This window comes from Photobacterium alginatilyticum, assembly GCF_009910675.1.
Classification (GTDB): Bacteria; Pseudomonadota; Gammaproteobacteria; order Enterobacterales; family Vibrionaceae; genus Photobacterium; species Photobacterium alginatilyticum.
In genome coordinates, this window is the sequence record NZ_RSEJ01000117.1 from 1 (window position 1) to 1250 (window position 1250).

Sequence of the window (1250 nt, forward strand, 5' to 3'; positions counted from 1 at the left end):
GTAAACGACGGGAACAGATTCGTAGACAGGCCAACAGCTCCGTGAGTCGAAGGTGTATTGACCAACATGCGAGATACCGGCTTTTTCAGGCCAAACGCACAGATAACAGACTCGTCCTTAGAATGGATAGCTAAAGAGTGACCTACACCCCCGTTATGAAGCAGTTTAACCGACAGTTCACACGCTTCATTCCAACCTTCTACCGTGTAGTAGCCGATTAAAGCGGTCAGCTTCTCTTTCGAGAACGGGTATGCAGGACCAACACCAGACTCTTCTCCGATAAGAAGACGAGTGTCCGATGGCACCGTAATTCCGGCTAAGTCCGCAATATACTTCGCGTCTCTGCCTACAATAGCGGGGTTCATAGAGCCATTAGGGCGTTCCATCACTCTCTTCACGTTATCAAGCTCTGAACCTTGRAGGAAATATCCGCCTTGCGCTTTAAGCGTTGTTCTCACCTGAGCATCAATCACCTTATCGGTAATAATGGCTTGTTCAGAGGCACAAATTGTCCCGTTGTCAAAAGTCTTACTCGCCATTATTTTGGTCACAGCGTCATTGATATCTGCTGTGCGCTCGATATACACAGGAACATTACCAGCACCCACTCCAAGAGCCGGAGTCCCCGAGCTGTATGCAGCTTTCACCATACCTGGGCCACCGGTTGCCAGAATAAGGTCCACTTTTCGCATCAGCTCACCGCTGCCTTCAATCGTTGGGATGTTCATAACACTAACCATGTCTTCGCTTACGCCACAAGAACGGAGGGTCTCACGGATAAGAGTGACGGTTTTCCCAATACATTTGCTTGCACTCGGGTGTGGTGTAAATACGATGGCATTACCTGACTTTAGGGAAATCAGGGACTTATAAATCGTTGTAGAAGTCGGGTTGGTTGAAGGAACAATACCTGCGATAACACCGGTAGGAACAGCGATTTCGATGATTTTCTTAGCGATATCGTTGTTAATCACCCCGATAGTTTTCATATCTTTAATGGCTTGGTACAGTTTTTCACTCGCCAATCGGTTTTTAGTGGTTTTATCTTCTACCTTACCAAACCCGGTTTCCTCGACAGCGAGTTGAGCAAGTTCGGTCGCCTGTTTACTCGCTGCTTCAGCAATGGCTTTAACAATACTATCTACACGCTCTTGGCTTAGCTGAGCAAATTCATTTTGAGCGGAGCGAGCGGAGTGAACTAAAGCTCTCGCCTCTTGAATTGATAATAGATCTTTATCTACCATTATTTA

At 46.8% G+C, this 1250-nt stretch carries 1 protein-coding gene; it reads right to left on the minus strand.

What is annotated here, in order from left to right:
* Positions 1–1244, minus strand: a 1244-nt coding sequence (locus EIZ48_RS28255; RefSeq protein WP_160658721.1) for an aldehyde dehydrogenase family protein, incomplete at its 3' end; no start/stop codon positions are given.
* Between the last annotated feature and the right edge of the window lie 6 nt (positions 1245–1250).